The sequence below is a fragment of the Arthrobacter sp. B0316-5-4 genome (assembly GCF_059090325.1).
Window position 1 is genome coordinate 573,515 of sequence record NZ_JBNHFN010000004.1, and the last position, 15,461, is coordinate 588,975.

Here is a 15,461-nt window from a genome sequence, read left to right on the forward strand (position 1 = left end):
CGCCCCCACCAAAATCCGCGGCCACGCTTTGTGCGCAACCCACAAAATCGGCTGTGACCAGCACGGATACCGTCAAGGCATGACCCCAGAAGCCATCAGCTACACCATCCTGGACACCGCCCGCGAACGGGTCCTGCAGCGCGGTGAGGGCCTGGACGAGGCGCAGCTCATCGAGATCCTGGAACTCCCCGACGACGCCATCCCGGCAGCCCTGCAACTGGCCCACGAAGTGCGGCTCAAGCATTGTGGGGAGGACGTGGAGGTGGAAGGCATCATCTCCATCAAGACAGGCGGTTGTCCCGAGGACTGCCACTTCTGCAGCCAGTCCGGCCTGTTCGACTCCCCTGTCCGTGGCGTGTGGCTGGACATCCCCGAGCTCGTCAAAGCAGCCAAGGAAACCGCCGCCACCGGGGCCACTGAGTTCTGCATCGTGGCAGCAGTCCGCGGCCCGGACATCAAGCTCATGAACCAGATCAAGTTCGCGATCGACCGCATCAACGAAGAAGTGGACATCAACATCGCCTGCTCCCTGGGCATGCTCACACAACGCCAAGTGGACCAGCTGGCGGAGTGGGGCGTGCACCGCTACAACCACAACCTCGAAACAGCCCGCAGCTTCTTCCCGGAGGTGGTCACTACCCACAGCTACGAGGAACGGCTGGAAACCTGCGCGATGGTCAAAGCCGCCGGCATGGAACTGTGCTGCGGCGCCCTGATCGGCATGGGTGAATCGGTGGCCCAGCGTGCGGAGTTGGCCGCCCAACTGGCCGCGCTGGAACCGCACGAAGTCCCACTGAACTTCCTCAACCCCCGCCCCGGAACACCCCTGGAAAACCAGGGAATCATGGACGGCAAGGATGCCCTCCGTGCCATCGCGGCGTTCCGGCTCGCCATGCCCCGCACCGTCCTGCGGTACGCCGGCGGCCGGGAACTGACCCTCGGCGACCTCGGCACCCGCGATGGGCTGCTCGGTGGCATCAACGCGGTGATCGTCGGCAACTACCTGACAACCCTCGGCCGGCCCGCCAATGCCGACCTCAACCTCCTGGTGGAGCTGAACATGCCCATCAAGGAATTCCAGAAGTCCCTGTGACAACCGGCTATTGCGGCCATTGCGGCGGCGTCGCGGGCGCGCCGGCTACCCAAGGCGGGCGGCCGACGTCGGACCCTCACCACAGCTGCCGTCAGCAGTTGGTGATGGAGCCGCCCCGCTATTGCGAGGAGTGCCGCAGGCGGATGAAGGTCCAGGTCACTCCGACGGGCTGGACCGCGGAGTGTTCGCGGCACGGGCTCACGGGTATTTGTGCAGATACTGCCCCTCAAAGAGCTTCCTAAGGGCAGTATCTGTCCAAAAACTCCCTGGGTAGGCTGGATTCATGGGCGAAGGCCGGGACCGTCTGACGCAGGAGCAGCGCAGCCGCAACATGTCCAAAATCCGCGGGAAGGATACCAAGCCCGAGTTGCTGGTCCGCAGGCTGCTGCATGCCAAGGGCTACAGGTATCGGCTGCATGGACAGGCCGGGTCAACCAAGCTGCCCGGCCGCCCGGACCTGGTGTTCGCGGGCAGGCGCAAGGTCATTTTCATCAACGGCTGCTTCTGGCATTTTCACGACTGCAAGGTAGGCCTGCACGCCCCCGCGGCAAACGCGGAGTTCTGGGAAGCGAAACGTTCCCGGACCAGGGAGCGCGACGCAAGGCAACGGGAGCTGTTGCACGCTGCGGGTTGGGACGTACTGACCGTGTGGGAATGCGAACTGGGCAACCGGTCGATGCTCGAAGAACGGCTGACCGGTTACCTCGATACGGTCAGAGGCTACGGTGCGGACGTGGTTGTCGGGGCTGACTCAACAACGTGATCAACACCGGCACTGTGTGAGCTCTGCTCCCAGAGGGCGAAAGCGGCCGTGCCGCCGATGCCCAGGAGGATGGTCATGCAAAAGACGATCAAAACCATGAGCGCCGGTGATATGCGAGCCCCACTGTCCATGCTGTTTCCCGCTCCTTGGTTCAAGACTGACATCCCCAGATCAGTGACCTCCAACCTGCTCTTCACCACTTTCAGGCCCGGCGATCAAGACTCCCTCTGAGTCCGCTCAAGATTGGATCAAGCTTTGGGTTTCTGGCACTTGGGTAGTTCGGCGGGTCCTACTGTTGAATCGTGAATCGATTGTTTGGAGGCGGGAGGGGTTTGGTGTCTGAGTATGGCGAGTGCACCGAAGTCCTGGTGGATCGCACGGTCCTCATCGCACTCCAGGCCGAGCTTGGCGGCGACCATGCCATCATCGGTGCGTTCGTCAGGAACTACGTAGCCCTGCTGCCGTGGCGGGTTTCGCGGCTTCATCGCGCGTTGGACAACGCGGACATGGAAGATGCCATGGATGCTGTGCTGAGCCTGAAGACATCCAGCCACATGGTGGGTGCAATCTGCATGGACCGCCTGGCCAGGGAACTGGAAATTGGCATCCGGCTCGTGCCCAACGAAAACCACTTGGATGAGCTGCGGCCCCTGGTGACCCAAATCGAGCAGTACGTCGCCGGCACTATCGCCGAGCTGGAGTCACCTGTTCCCTAATGCGGCGCGTTAGTTGTTTTGCGCGGACGGCGCGAGCCGGTACCCCACGCCGCGGACCGTCTCCAGCCAACGCGGGGCCTGGATACTGTCGCCAAGCTTTTTGCGCAGGTTCCCCATATGCACCTCGACGGCGCGTTCGTCGGCGTCGCTGACGTAACTTCCGACGTCGTATGGTTCGTTCCGAAGGCGACGGGCCAGATCGGCCTTGGTCCGCACAATACGTCCGGTCTCCAGCAGGGCGAGCAAAAGGTCGAACTCCGTGCGGGTCAGCTTCAGCTCTTTGCCGTTCAGCACTGCTGTGCGTGAGCCCGCGGAAACGGACAAGCCGTTATGGGCCATCTCGGGATCGGCTTCGTCCGGGACACTCCTGGTGTCCGACGACGCGCGGGGCCTCCGCATCATGGCCTCCACACGGGCGCGCAGCTCGCGGGGGCGGAAGGGCTTGGTGAGGTAGTCATCGCCGCCGGCTTCGAGGCCCATGAGGGTATCAAGTTCTTCAGCGCGAGCGGTAAGCATGATGATGTAGGCGTCCGAGGACTTGCGGATTTGGCGCGCAACCTCAAAACCGTCGATATCGGGAAGGCCGAGGTCCAAAGTGATGACGTCCGGATTCAGCTCGCGGGCCGACATGACGCCCGCAGATCCCGTGGACGCAGTGTGGACATCAAACCCCGCCTGGGATAGAACCACACGTACCAATTCGCGAATATCCTGGTCATCTTCAATGACCAACCCCACACGTACTTCACTCATCGCTGCCCCTCAGCCCCTTCGATAACCTCAGAAGTATATCCGTTATGGTTAGGCTGATCTCATGAACCAAATTTCTTCTGCATCCGTGGTGGATGTGCCATGACCGGCCCTTCTTTTTGGGATATTGGCGAAAAGAAGAAATTGTTGATCTTTCAGCGCTCCTTCCATGAACATACCCTGCGGATGCGGGTAGTCCTCAGCCAATTGCCGTTATCGGTATGTGTCTGCTTGTCGGCTGTTTTGGTCTGGCTGTTTTTTCCGGCCACACTCGGAAATCCGTTGTTCCTGATCTTCCTGCTCAGCCAGGCTTTTTTGTTGGCGTTGTGCATCATTGTGCCGTGGCACAGGCTTCCCTTTGCCAGCTTCCTGGCCATCCCCATCCTTGACATGGTGTCGATCGCGTTCGGCCGGGAAGGCGGCCAGGAAGCGCTCACCGGCCTCAGCGTCCTGGTGGTGCTGCCGGTCATCTGGCTGTGTGCCTCGGGCCTGTACCCGAAGCTGGCCATAGCCCTGTCCTTCATTGGCCCCCTGGCCATCGTGTGGTTCCCATTGTTCGTCCGGGGTGACCTCTCGCAGCAAGCCCTGACCAAGCCGCTTCTGTTCCCCATACTCATTCTTGGCATCGGCGTGTCGGTCAGCGTCCTGACCTTGAGCATGGTCCGCCAACAGCGGGCCATGGAGCAAAAAGACGAGGCACTCAAGGAAGCCCTGGATGTCAGCACCAAGCAGGAACGGCTCCTGAACACTGTCATGGAGGCGTTGCCGCTGGGTGTAGTGGCGGTGGACGGGGACGGGCACGACATCCTCATGAACCGTCGCCAACGGCAGACCCACACCCTGGCATCGCCCCCCGGCAACGATGATCCCAACGAATCCCAGCTGCTCATCTTCGACACCGACCGGAGCACCCCCATGCCGGCCGACCGCCGCCCGGTGCGCCGTGCCGTGCTGGGCGAACGGTTCACCGACCAGCTGGTGTGGCTCGGCGACGGCAAAGACCAGCGCGCCTTCACCGCCAGCGCCCGCCCCATGGTGGACGACGACGGGAAGTTCGCCGGGTCAGTGGTGGTGTTCAGCGATGTCACCGAATTGGTGAACGCGTTGGCTGCGAAGGACGACTTTGTTGCCAACGTTTCCCACGAGTTCCGCACTCCACTGACGTCCATCCTGGGCTACGTGGAACTGATCCTGGACGATCCTGATGCCTTGGATGCGCGGTCCCGCAAGCAGCTGGATATTGTCCGGCGCAACGCCGAACGGCTGCTCACCCTCGTCTCGGACCTCCTGGCTGTCCGCTCGGGCCAAATCGCCATCCAGCCCCATGCCGTGGACGTCGCGGAACTGGTGCGGGGCAGTGTTTCCTCCGCCGAACCCCGCGCAGCGAAGGCCGGGATCAGGCTGTCCATGGACTTGCCCGATGCTTTGGAAGCGCACGTCGACTCGTCACGCATCGCGCAGGTGCTGGACAACCTGGTGTCCAACGCCATCAAATACTCACCCGACGGCGGGGACGTCGAGGTAGCTGCCTGGGAGGATCAGGACTTCGTCTTCTGCCGTGTCAGCGACACCGGAATGGGCATGAACGAAGAAGAACAGGCGGAGGCCTTCACCAAGTTCTTCCGCGCCGGTGGCGTCCGCAACAGCGCCATCCCCGGCGTGGGCCTGGGACTGCCCATCAGCAAGGCGATCGTTGAAGCGCACGGTGGCACCATCACCCTGGAAAGCGAACCGGGGCGCGGCACGACCTTCACGGTGAAGGTGCCCGCCTGAGGCTCAACGCTTGGCGGGCGATCCTCCCACCAGGGCCGAATCCCGACGGCGGCCGAACAGGAAGTAGCTGACGGGGCCGAAGAAGTTGACGAACGAAACAGCACGCCAGATGCCCTTCTTGCCCCGGATGTTGGCGTCCGGGGTTTTGGCGATGCTCCGCTGCGCGGCCACCAGCAACGCCATGTTCACCACGCCGCTGGCCACCACGGAAATCCGCTGGCCCTTGCTCATATCCCGCCACGATTTCTTGCGAGCCATGGTTTTGCCTCCACTCCGGATAGGTTCCTTCTCAGGCTAGTCCGACGGAGGTCCACCCGCCACAGCCTGGCGCACCACTTCGCCCCACGACTGTTCGGCGAGGTCTGCCACCGACGCCAGGATTTCCGCAGGCGGCCGGGAAAGATCCAGCGGATACTCCACAATGTCTATGTCAGTGTTCAGGATCCGCCGCAACTTCATTTCCCCGGAACCGGCGTACACCAACCATGCGGTGGGAACCCTTAGCGCAGTGCAGTAGGCCAGCAGCTGGTAATGGTCGGCACTCAAGGAGGCACCGGCGTCGGAAGCTGCTTTGTACTTGGAGTCGTACACCACCACGGGACGGCCGCCCAGGAAGTGGACAGCATCGGGGCGGACGGTGAGGCGATCGGAGTCACGGACGGCCTCGTTGAGCAGGGCCCCGTACTGGAGCCGCATCTCTCCCGGATGGGCGCTCATGGCACTGCGCAGGGCTGCGCCTACAAACTCCTCGAAAACCTGCCCCATGTCCACCACGAAGGAAGCGCTCTGCTGTTTGCCCACACCGGCCTCGGCGGAGGCGTTGCGGAGGATCACCTCGGACAGGCGCAGGACCGCGTGGTACCTGAGGTTCATCCGGTTGGCCCGCCACGGCGGAAGCGGAGCCCCGGACTGAAGGCGGGTGACGGCGTCGAGTTTTCCCTTGAGCTGGCGCAAGCGGCTCAGGACGTCGGGCCGGACACCGGGGACCTGTCCCATCCTCTCCAAGGCGGCCCGAAGAATCCGGTTCTCCGCGATGTCCTCCGTGAATTCGTCGTAGGACACCTCCAGCGGAACCATCATTCCGGGCCGGCGGGAGATCTGGTCCGAGATGCGGATGCGGCCCTTGACCGTCCGGAGCGATTCGTCCACCGTCAGGTAGCCCTGGAGGACTCCCCGGCTCAGTGCTTTGTCCGCAAGTTGGGCCAGCGACTCGGCCAGCGCGCTCCACAAGTCCGGGTGCTCCACGGCCTCCACCGACTGGTCGCGGAAGCCTTGCTCGCCGGCGTAGCTAAGCAGGAAGAGCAGGCGGCTGAGGCCCAGCCGGTCCTTCGGGCGGACTTCCAACTGCACCGTGGCAGTGCGCACGGAGCCCACCTTGCCCACCGGTTCTATCCGGTAGAGGCCCATGCCCATGGGCGATGCCTTCGCCAGTCCGCTGGCATTGATGAACGCCGCCGATTCGGGGTCGAGCTTGTCCACTACTCCGCCGGAGAGCTCATCCATGACAATGTGCCGTGGACCCGATGGTCCGCGGCGGGCACTCGCAGGAGCCCGGCCGGGCTTCGGCGGGATGGCGCTAGCGGGCTGCAAGACGTCCCAGCAACTGTTCCAGGCCGAAGCGTTCTTCCAACTGTGCCCGGTTCAGCTGCCCGTGGTAGTGCTCCTCCAGCAACGGCATAAGCTCGTACTTCCAGATGCGGCGCAGGCCCGTGGGATTCTGGGCTGCGTTCTTCATGAAATACGACGGCCCGATCATGAGGTCCCGGTCCCAATCGTCAATCGCGTCATTGAGCGCGTCGAGGAGGTCCGCGTTGAGCGTATCCAGGCCGCGTGCTTCCAGGAAGCGGCGCAGCGTGCCCCGGATGGGTTCCTCTTTGGGGTGCAGTTCGATGAACGCGAAACGGCGGCGAATGGCAGCGTCCATCATGGCGATTGAACGGTCCGCCGTGTTCATGGTGCCGATGATGTAGAGGTTGTCAGGCAAACTGAAGGGCTCGTTGGGACTGTACTGCAGGTAGATGCGGTCGTCCCTATACTCCAGCAGGAAGTAGAGCTCGCCGAAGACCTTGGCCAGGTTGGCTCGGTTCATCTCGTCGATGATCAGGAAGTACGGCTTGTGCGCGTTTTCGGGCTTGGCCGCTTCCTCCGCGAGGCGCCGCAATGGTCCGGCGACGAGTTTGAAGGAAACCTGGCCGTCGTCGGTCTTGTCGGGCCGGTAGCCCTCGAAGAAGTCCTCATAGGCGTATGAAGGGTGGAACTGGACCAGCTTCACGCGCTCGTCCGTGTGGTCGCCTGCGAGCTCGGCCGCGAGATGCTTGGCAAGGTAGGTCTTGCCCGTGCCTGGCGGACCGTACAGGACCAGTTGCCGGTTCTCTTCGAGCAGTTCCGCGATCTCCTGCAGGGGTTCGAGGTCCATGTGCAGGGACGCCGCGAACTCTTCCGTCAGGGGACGGAAACCTTGCTGGACAACCTCGACGACGGCGGTTGGCGGCGCTTCGTCCTCGCCGTCGGTTTCGGCTTCCACCGGGAGCAGTTCCTGCAGGGCCTGGATGACCCGGGTGACATCCACGAGGATGCCGGGCGTGGAGAGCTGCCGCTGAGCGTGCCGTGGAAGCTCAGGGATGGCGTAGCTGTCATCGAACCAGCGGACTTTGCGGCGGATGCGCCGGTTGTCCTCGTGGTGCTCAGGCTCGCCGAGAACCACGCCCACCCGCACCCGGCCCGCGTGCTGGTAGAGCGTGAGGTCGCCCGGCTTCATGACTGTCAGGAACGCGAAGACTGCCGTCTTGGTGTCTTCCCGTTCAACGTAGCCGAGATGCTTGTAATCCTCATCCACGGCATGCTGGACCACGCCGGCGGTAACTCCCGCGGTGAGGGTGCGCAGGTGCTCCACGTCGAGGGTGGCCTTTTCTTCGGCAACCCATGAAGCCAGCAGGTCGGCATTGTCATGGTGCGTGCGCAGGAGCCAGGAACGGCGCCCCGGGTCCCCTACCTTCCGCCACTGGCTCACCAGCTGGCGGGCGTACCAGTCGATGCGTTGCCCGGCCTGCTCGTCCAAGTGCAAGCGGATCCGGTGGATGTCCGCGGTAATGTCCTCGTCCGTGTCGCCCTTGGCCCCGCCTACCAACGACGCGAAAGCATCCCTGATCTCCTGGCGTTCAACGTCCGCAACCACAGGCTCGAAGTAGCTTGGCCACACCAGATACTCGATGCTTCGGCGCAGGGCGGGCTGGTCTCCGGGTGTACCGGCGGCAAGTTCGTGGAAGGCCAGGGGGTCCGCGAGCGCCTGGCTGATGGTTGCGGTGCTTTGGCCGTCCACGTGGGCCACGAAACGGCACAGCCATTTGAGGTGGTCCCAGATGGTCCAGTTGAATTCCGCGGTCCGGTCACGGATCACGCCGTGGTCCGTCATGCCCTCGTAGAGTTCCTCCGGGAGCTCTATGGGCGGCTCAACCCACGATGCTGCCTCAGCAACGCGTGCACGCTTCACCCTCAGGGACTTGACCTCGTGGGCGAGGGGCAGGGACTGCAGGAACAGCAATTCAACGGCCAGGAGCTTGGCCTCCCGGGAGGCACCTTCAAGGTTTTGGCGCAGGTTGGTCATCATGGGCGCCTTGGAGTCTTCCACCCCGCGTTCAAGCCGTTCAAGGAGCTCCGCGGCAGCGTCCGATGTCCACGTCAATGTCCGTCCGTCCAGCGCCGAAGGTCTCCCCTTCAGCGCCGGACCGAGCACATACCAGGCCGCGTCCTCGATCTCCTTGGAGACTCCGGGGGCGCGGTCAATGGCAGGTTCTACGGAGGGAATCACCATGCCAACTTACCCTGTTTGGCTTAAGCAAGCATCTGGATATCCACAGCCTCGCAGCGCAGGCCGGGGCTCCCGTCAGTGCATGCCGAACTGGTAGGCCGCCGGTACGGGTTCGCCCGGACACACTTCCTCCCACAGCGCGGCAATCGCGTCTTCGCCCTCGCGGAGGTCCGGGATTTCGACGCCGTTCCGCAGTATCGCGGCAGCCTCCGCGCCGTGGCCGCCCCTGGCAAGTGCCAGGGCTTTGAGGAACGTCAAACGCCCGACGGCGGCCCCCTCCTTGGGTGCCGACTCCGCCAAATCCAGGGCCATGGTGGGATCGCCGTGCCGGATACTCAGGGTCACGGCCTCCGAGAGCAAGGCAGTGGCGGAGGAATCGGTTTCCACCCCGTCCCGCAGTTCGGAGAGCCCCTCCTCATCGCGGCCGGCCGCGAGCAGGGCCAGGCCAAGCCCACGGTGCGCGAGCGCCTTGGTGCGCCTCCGGACACCCTTGGCCTCGAGGACTTTCCGGTACCCTTCCTTGGCGCCTTCAAGGTCCTGGCGTGCGTGCCTCATTGTTGCCAGGTGGAACTCCGCCTCGGGGTTGTGTTGCCCTGCCAGCATCTCTTCCCAATCCGGCCCGGCAACGTAACTGGGGGCGCCGTCGAACGCTTCTCCGTGAAGAAGCCCAAGCCAGGGTTCCTGTTCCTCCGTGACGCTCTCGTCCACGAACGGGGTCCCGCTTTCATCGATCCAGCGCCTGCCGCCCTTCAGCCGCCGGGCACGTTCCACCACACCCCAGCCGCTGCCGTGCAGGAGCATTTTCGACGGTGGTACGTCGGCATTCGTGATGGCTGCCGGGAGCATGGCCTCAAGATCATCATGGGGCAGCAGCTCTTCCAGGCGGGCGCCCGCATCGGCCACGGCAGCGCCCCAGTCCGCGCCGTGCGAAGCTTCCGGGTCCAGATGCCCGTTGCCGTATGCCTCCACCCAGGCCCACTCCGCGCCAGCGGGCATCACCAGGTGTTCGAACTGTGTCTGCGCCAGGCCCGCTTGGATTTCCGCGTAAGGACCTGCTCCGGGGCTGAGCCATTCCTGCCACCGTTTGCCGCCCTGGCCCTGGCCCCACACGAACAGTTTCTTTCCCCGCAGGAGGCCCGTGGACAGCATCGCCAGCCCGTCGCCGTCGTCGTCTGCCGCTACCACCCAGCGGCGCTCGCCGGGGTCGATGTCGAAGAAGAAGTCAGCTGCGTGCGGGCTGTTGACCAGCCAGGTTCCGTCGTAGCCTTCGTGGCTGGTGGGCGTGACGCGGGTGATGTCCGTGGTGTAGTCGCTGCCGAAAGCTTCGTCTGCCGGGGCGATGACGCGGGTTCGGTCGGTCTCGGGGATGGCCGCGTTGCTCCACCAGTACATGGGGACGTCGTGGTCGTTCGGGTTTCGGAGCCGGACGGCCGCGAACACCACGGACGAGTCCTCAGGAAGCCAAATGTCCACTTGGAACACCATTTCGCGCAGCCGTTCGTACTCCCACATGCGAAGGATGTGCTTGCCGTCGGGTGTGTGGACGATCGCCGTGTGCAGCGGGTCGCAGCTGGTGGGCGAGTGTCCGCGCGTGCCGATGTTCCATTCCAGTCCGCCCGCGAACCATGCCTTGCGCAGCGCGATGTTGGCCAACTGCGGGGCGTCGTGGGTGTGGAGCAACTGCTTGCCGGTTGCTTTGTCGAACAGTTCCCAGATGCGGCCGCCCAGCGACGGAAGGACCGTCACCCTCAGTTTGCTGTTTTCAAGCACGACGGCGGGCAGCTCCTTGGGCGCCGCGTCCCGGCTGTAGCCGTCCTGCATCAGGTACGGGTAAACGTTGGGCACCACGCCGTAGCGGGCTGACGCTTGGAGTTCCTCCGGGACTCCCTCACCCACGGTGTAGGGCTGGTCCAGTTCGGCTGCGACCACAGGCAGGGGGTTCAGGGGGCCGAGCTCGGCCATGGTCAGCGAGATGGTGGTGACGGTCAGGTTGGAAGTTGCTGTGTGTGCCACGTCAGAATCCGATCCAGAGAAGGAGGCCGCGCTGGGGCTCGATGGTTAGTGATTGGCCGGGGGCGTACTCCGCGGCTGGCTGGAAGCCGCGGATCGCGGGCGCTTCCATGCGACGGCCGGTGGCGGCAGCACCGTGGCCCCCGGCGGTGACGGCAGCGTCGTCGAATATCAACGTCACGTCCTCAGTTTGACCGGCCCATGATGCGAGCGCCACAACCATTCCGCGCTCCGTGAGCCAGGTGGTGGCCAGGACGTCCGGATGGCTTGTGCGGACGGGTGATTGCGGGTCCCAGAATCCCCGCATCTCCGCGCCCTCCAGGCCGTTCGCTGCCCAGAACTCCCAAAGTGGGCGGTTATCGACGGCAGGAGCCCGGCCCGTCATGCCGAACACCATGCCACGCCATGGGTTGCCCCCGCCTTCCAGCATTTCGCCCATGAGGCCAAAGGGAATGCCGGACAGTTCCACCAACCAGTAGTCGGGGTCGGTGTTGTCGTAGTCGAAGTACTCCCCCAGCCATAGCCTGTCCACATAGGGCAGCTGCTCCATATACAGATTGGCCGACGACGCGTACCCGTCATGCGCTGTGAACTGGTTGGCCGAGTGGAGGTCGATCTCCGGTCCAACTACACCCCGCGTCGCGCAGGCCCTCTCGAGGACCTTGCGCACGCGCACCATCGCATGCCGGTCGTAGGCGATGTCATCCAGGTAGATACCGTCGATCCCGTCATCTCCCTTGGCCAGTTCCTGCAGGCTGCGCACGTAGAAGTTCTCCCACCGGGACTCGCCTGTGGTCACCACTGCGATGTCCTCCACATTCGGTGCGAACCACGCGGACACGTAGCCGCTGCCGGCGTGTTCCTGAAGCCAGATGTGACCTGCCCCCGGGCCGTCGCTGAAGATCTCATGGTCGAGTTGCAGCAACGGCAGCAGCTCCGGGCTGTGGAACGTGAGCTCCCGGACGGTGTTGTAGATTTTGGCTTTGAGCCCGTTCTGATGGCAAGCAGCCACATACTTCCTCAGCCGCTCGGAGCTGAGCAGGGGGTCGTTGATGTAGGGCGCCGGTGCTGTTGCGTGGTGGATGTTGACCACCGTGGCGCCGGCAGCTTTGATGTCCGACGGGTTGGCCGGTTCGTGGAAATATCGCTTGCCCATGTGCTTTCCGGGCTGGATCGGTTTGAACGGTGTCAGCAGGAGCCTGAAGTCGAAGTCCAGTGGCTTGCCCGCTTCCAACGTCCGGGCGCCACTTGATGCGCGGACCACGACATCCTCTCCAGCAGTCCGCAGCGTGACCCCGCCCCCAACTGTGCTGCCCTGCCGGTTGGCCCACGACGCCGGCTCCACCAACGGCTTTTCCCGGTAGAAATTGGTGTTGAGGGGACGCTCGTAGCTGCCGTCCCGCAAAGCCAGCTGGATCCCGGCGTTCACCCCACCCAGCCACAGCGAATCCTGGTTCCTCGTTGCGACGTCCCACGTCCAGTCGATGGTTTCAGGCCGACGCCCACCCGGCACGCCCAAGCCCATCGCGAACGGAACCGCAGCCTGATGGAACACCAGTTGCAGGCCGACGTCGTCCGCCGCGAAAGTCGACTCGGGCGCGAGGCGCAGGCTGTACGTAACTGTTCCATCGGCGTCGAGAACGCCCTCCAACCCGAGTGAAATGGCAGTGGTTTGGCCCGCGTGACCGGTCCACTGGGACCGCCACGAGACCCGGGCCGGGCCTTCCCGCTTGAACATGATCGGCGAATGCGTCCACTCCACGCCGTCCACGTCCAACTGGATGGGCGCACTGAGAAGCTCGACGGCGGGACCTTCGGTTGACGTCACAGCGGCGGTGAACGTTGACGTCACCTGGGACGGAAGGCCCGATTCCGTCAGCCGCAGCGTCCTGCCCAGGATCCCGAGAGTACTGGCTGATTCGTTCAGCGATATGGCGGTGAACGGCGCCACGAGCTCGGCGTCCTGGGCCACAGCCGAATCGAGCCAAGCGAGGCGTCGGAGGTAGCGGGGGTCGCCGTGGCCGCCCGCACTGACTACCGGGTCCGCCTCTTCCGCCGGGAGGACATCAAGCTCGACGTCGACATTCCGCGCTGGGTGACCCGTTGCGGTGATGGTGATCGACGCATAGTGCGTGGTCCCGGCAGCGTGCCGCGGGATGGGCAGGATAACGAACAGGGCCCGCACCGTCCCCGAAGGAACGTCCAGGCTCCTATGCCACGGCCGGCCCAGGCGGTCCATGCCGTCGGTGTTGATGCAGTGCCCACCCGAGCGTGCCGTGACCTCCACGGAGATCCCTTCCAGGTCCTGCTGCGCATACAGCCCGAGCTGCACCACGTAGTCCTCGCCTGGCTGGGCCGTCGCATGGAACGAGTCCGATGGGCCGTTGATCACCCAGTGGGCCGGCAGGTCCGTCCGCATGGAGACGGGGTTCAGTCGGTCCTCGGGGAATACCAGGAAGGCCTCTCCCGAATGCCGGGCGTGGAGTGCTTCCAGTTCGGTTGCGGTGGCGGTGAAATTCATCGGCGCGAAGGAGTCCCGGTCACTGGCGGCCTCATAGCGCAGAACTTCCGCGCGGGGCAGCTCATGTTCCGGCGCTGCAGGTGCCCAGGAAGAACGTCCGACGGCGGCCGCCCACGCTGGGTCCGCGGCCGGCCGGAGCGGGAGGTACTGCGCCTGGGGATAGTGGGCCTTCCCCAGCATTGCGTACGGCAGATAGTAGACGAAGTAGATGCCAGCTCCGTCGATGGCTTCGAACACGAGGGTTCCCGACTCCCTCGTGGCCTGTTCCACCGTGAGGTTCCTGACCCTTCCCCCGGATTGCGCCGAGACAACAATGACTTCCACGGCTGCCGGCTCATGGTCCTGTCGGCGCCACGGCAGCACCACAACGTGCGCCCGTCCTACTCCTGGCTGGGCTTGGGTTGTGTTGACTTCGATGACGAAGCGGTGGTTTCCGTACAGCAGTTTGTCCCACTCCCCGATGCCACACTCCACCTCCGGATGTCCGGGACTGTTCCTGGCAGATGGAAGGGGGTGGGCAAGGGCCGGTGAAACCGGCGAGGGCAGCGGCATCGCTGGGACTCCTGAAGGTAGCTTCCGGGGCTTTTCACCACGTTGGTGAATCCTTCAATCATTGGCGGTGCGTCGACCTCTGTAAAGGGTCATTACGATGCGTACTCACTGGAATTCGTCCGCCGTTGGGCTGTACGAGAGGTCTACTCAGGCATCGCCCAAATTCAGTGCGTTGACGATCGCTCTGGCAGCCCGAACGGTTTCGCGATCGGTGACGGTGTAGGCCGTGGGATCGTTACCGTCCTGCGCGCCGAGGGAAATGGTTCCCTCCCCGAGCGTTGAGACGATCTTCTTGGCTGACAAGTGGACAGCCGAAAGGCCTGCCCTGTGCATCGCAGGGATGTCATCGAGCGCAAGTCCCCCACCGGCCATGATCTGCAAGGCGGCTCCGGCTCGTTCTGCCATGGTGGCCAGAGTGGGCAGCCCTGCTCCTGCAGTGGCCTCATGACCTGAGGTGAGGACCCGGGTGAATCCCAGTTCGAGGAGTTGCTCCACAGCGGCCAGCGGGTCCTTGGACTGGTCTATGGCCCGGTGGAACGTCAGTTGGGCGTCCTGGTTGGCGTCCTTGGCAGAGTCCGCCAAGCGTTGCAGGGTGCGGACATCCAGTTCGCCCGATCCAGTGAGGGCCCCCACTACAACCCCGTGTGCGCCCTGGGCCAGCAGGTGCCGGATCTCATGCACCATGGTGTCCACGTCCGACGCGGAATACCGGAAATCGCCGGGCCTGCAACGAATCAGCGGATGGATTTCCAAGCGGCCGTCGACGTGCTCCATGCTGGCTTCCATGAGGCCCTGGCTGGGCGTGATGCCACAGAGTTCCAGGCTGCTGCACAGTTCGATGCGGTCGGCGCCTTCCGATGCGGCAATCCCGGCTCCTGCAGCACTCACCACGGCTATTTCAAGTTTCATGCTGAAACTCTACGTGCCCTCGGGTTTGTCTACGCGAACGGCCCCCGGGAAAGCATCCCAGGGGCCGCACGCGCACTTGACGTCAGGAAGCCTGGTAGCGGCCCAGCTGTTCCTTTTGCTTCGGAGTGAGCCGGAGGACGCGGCCGGTGGCTTCAGCAACGAAGGCCAGGTGCGTGCTGGCTTTGACGCAATCCTCCCGGGTGACCGGGTCCTTGATGACGTAGTGCAGATCGAAGCTGGCACCTTTGACGGCACCCACCCAGATCTCAACGACAGCCGGGATGTTGCGGTATTCCAGCGTCCGGACGTAGCGGACTTTGTGTTCGACGACCAGGGTCATGGTGCCCTCGTCAACATCGTTGAAAAGAGCCGCCGGTGGTTCCACCCCAGGGAGTCCCGCCCCACGGGGTGGCCCGAAGGCTGCGATGCGGGCTTCCTCGAGCATGCGCACGATCTGGACGTTGTTGATATGTCCGTAGACGTCCATGTCGCCCCAACGCATGGGCACAAGGACCTCAATGCGCTGGGGCGTGGCGGAAGCCAGTGCAGCCACTCCGGTAGTCAGC

14 protein-coding genes are annotated in these 15,461 nt (G+C 64.0%); 6 read left to right on the forward strand and 8 right to left on the reverse strand.

The window, feature by feature from the left end; translation table 11 throughout:
* Nucleotides 1–79: 79 nt before the first annotated feature.
* The 5 genes from bioB (at nt 80) to AC5RU9_RS14655 (ending at nt 2,572) form a co-directional block, all read left to right on the forward strand.
* On the forward strand, nt 80–1,093 hold the full coding sequence (bioB, locus tag AC5RU9_RS14635) for a biotin synthase BioB (RefSeq protein ID WP_494017004.1): 1,014 nt from the start codon (nt 80–82) through the stop codon (nt 1,091–1,093).
* Nucleotides 1,090–1,335, forward strand: coding sequence for a biotin synthase auxiliary protein BsaP (bsaP, locus tag AC5RU9_RS14640; protein ID WP_494017005.1), 246 nt, complete (start codon nt 1,090–1,092; stop codon nt 1,333–1,335). Before bioB ends, bsaP begins: the two co-directional genes overlap by 4 nt.
* Nucleotides 1,336–1,376: 41 nt before the next feature.
* On the forward strand, nt 1,377–1,856 hold the full coding sequence (locus tag AC5RU9_RS14645) for a very short patch repair endonuclease (protein WP_494017006.1): 480 nt from the start codon (nt 1,377–1,379) through the stop codon (nt 1,854–1,856).
* A 75-nt stretch (nt 1,857–1,931) separates the two neighbouring features.
* A complete protein-coding gene (locus AC5RU9_RS14650; protein ID WP_494017007.1) occupies nt 1,932–2,087 on the forward strand; it encodes a hypothetical protein in 156 nt (51 codons plus the stop codon).
* A gap of 104 nt (nt 2,088–2,191) precedes the next feature.
* The gene (locus tag AC5RU9_RS14655; RefSeq protein ID WP_494017008.1) at nt 2,192–2,572 is read left to right on the forward strand and encodes an Hpt domain-containing protein; all 381 of its coding nucleotides are present in this window, start codon (nt 2,192–2,194) and stop codon (nt 2,570–2,572) included.
* Between the two features lie 9 nt (nt 2,573–2,581).
* On the opposite strand, the gene AC5RU9_RS14660 is transcribed toward AC5RU9_RS14655, so the two are convergent.
* Complete coding sequence (locus AC5RU9_RS14660; protein ID WP_494017009.1) at nt 2,582–3,325, reverse strand: response regulator transcription factor; 744 nt, start codon at nt 3,323–3,325, stop codon at nt 2,582–2,584.
* Between the two features lie 99 nt (nt 3,326–3,424).
* On the opposite strand from AC5RU9_RS14660, the gene AC5RU9_RS14665 reads away from it, so the two are divergent.
* Complete coding sequence (locus AC5RU9_RS14665) at nt 3,425–5,095, forward strand: sensor histidine kinase (protein WP_494017010.1); 1,671 nt, start codon at nt 3,425–3,427, stop codon at nt 5,093–5,095.
* A 3-nt stretch (nt 5,096–5,098) separates the two neighbouring features.
* On the opposite strand, the gene AC5RU9_RS14670 is transcribed toward AC5RU9_RS14665, so the two are convergent.
* The 7 genes from AC5RU9_RS14670 to AC5RU9_RS14700 all read right to left on the reverse strand — a co-directional run bounded on the left by AC5RU9_RS14670 (nt 5,099) and on the right by AC5RU9_RS14700 (nt 15,397).
* A complete protein-coding gene (locus AC5RU9_RS14670; protein WP_309990423.1) occupies nt 5,099–5,353 on the reverse strand; it encodes a PLDc N-terminal domain-containing protein in 255 nt (84 codons plus the stop codon).
* 36 nt (nt 5,354–5,389) lie between these two features.
* The gene (locus tag AC5RU9_RS14675; RefSeq protein ID WP_494017011.1) at nt 5,390–6,598 is read right to left on the reverse strand and encodes a 5-methylcytosine restriction system specificity protein McrC; all 1,209 of its coding nucleotides are present in this window, start codon (nt 6,596–6,598) and stop codon (nt 5,390–5,392) included.
* A 73-nt stretch (nt 6,599–6,671) separates the two neighbouring features.
* Nucleotides 6,672–8,906, reverse strand: a complete 2,235-nt coding sequence (locus tag AC5RU9_RS14680; RefSeq protein ID WP_494017012.1) for an McrB family protein — start codon at nt 8,904–8,906, stop codon at nt 6,672–6,674.
* Nucleotides 8,907–8,978: 72 nt separating this feature from the next.
* Nucleotides 8,979–10,916: a DUF5107 domain-containing protein gene (locus tag AC5RU9_RS14685; RefSeq protein WP_494017013.1), complete on the reverse strand. Its 1,938-nt coding sequence runs from the start codon at nt 10,914–10,916 to the stop codon at nt 8,979–8,981.
* A 1-nt stretch (nt 10,917) separates the two neighbouring features.
* The gene (locus AC5RU9_RS14690; RefSeq protein WP_494017014.1) at nt 10,918–13,986 is read right to left on the reverse strand and encodes a glycoside hydrolase domain-containing protein; all 3,069 of its coding nucleotides are present in this window, start codon (nt 13,984–13,986) and stop codon (nt 10,918–10,920) included.
* A gap of 147 nt (nt 13,987–14,133) precedes the next feature.
* Nucleotides 14,134–14,895: a copper homeostasis protein CutC gene (locus AC5RU9_RS14695; RefSeq protein WP_494017015.1), complete on the reverse strand. Its 762-nt coding sequence runs from the start codon at nt 14,893–14,895 to the stop codon at nt 14,134–14,136.
* Between the two features lie 82 nt (nt 14,896–14,977).
* Nucleotides 14,978–15,397, reverse strand: coding sequence for an acyl-CoA thioesterase (locus AC5RU9_RS14700; protein WP_494017140.1), 420 nt, complete (start codon nt 15,395–15,397; stop codon nt 14,978–14,980).
* Nucleotides 15,398–15,461 lie beyond the last annotated feature (64 nt).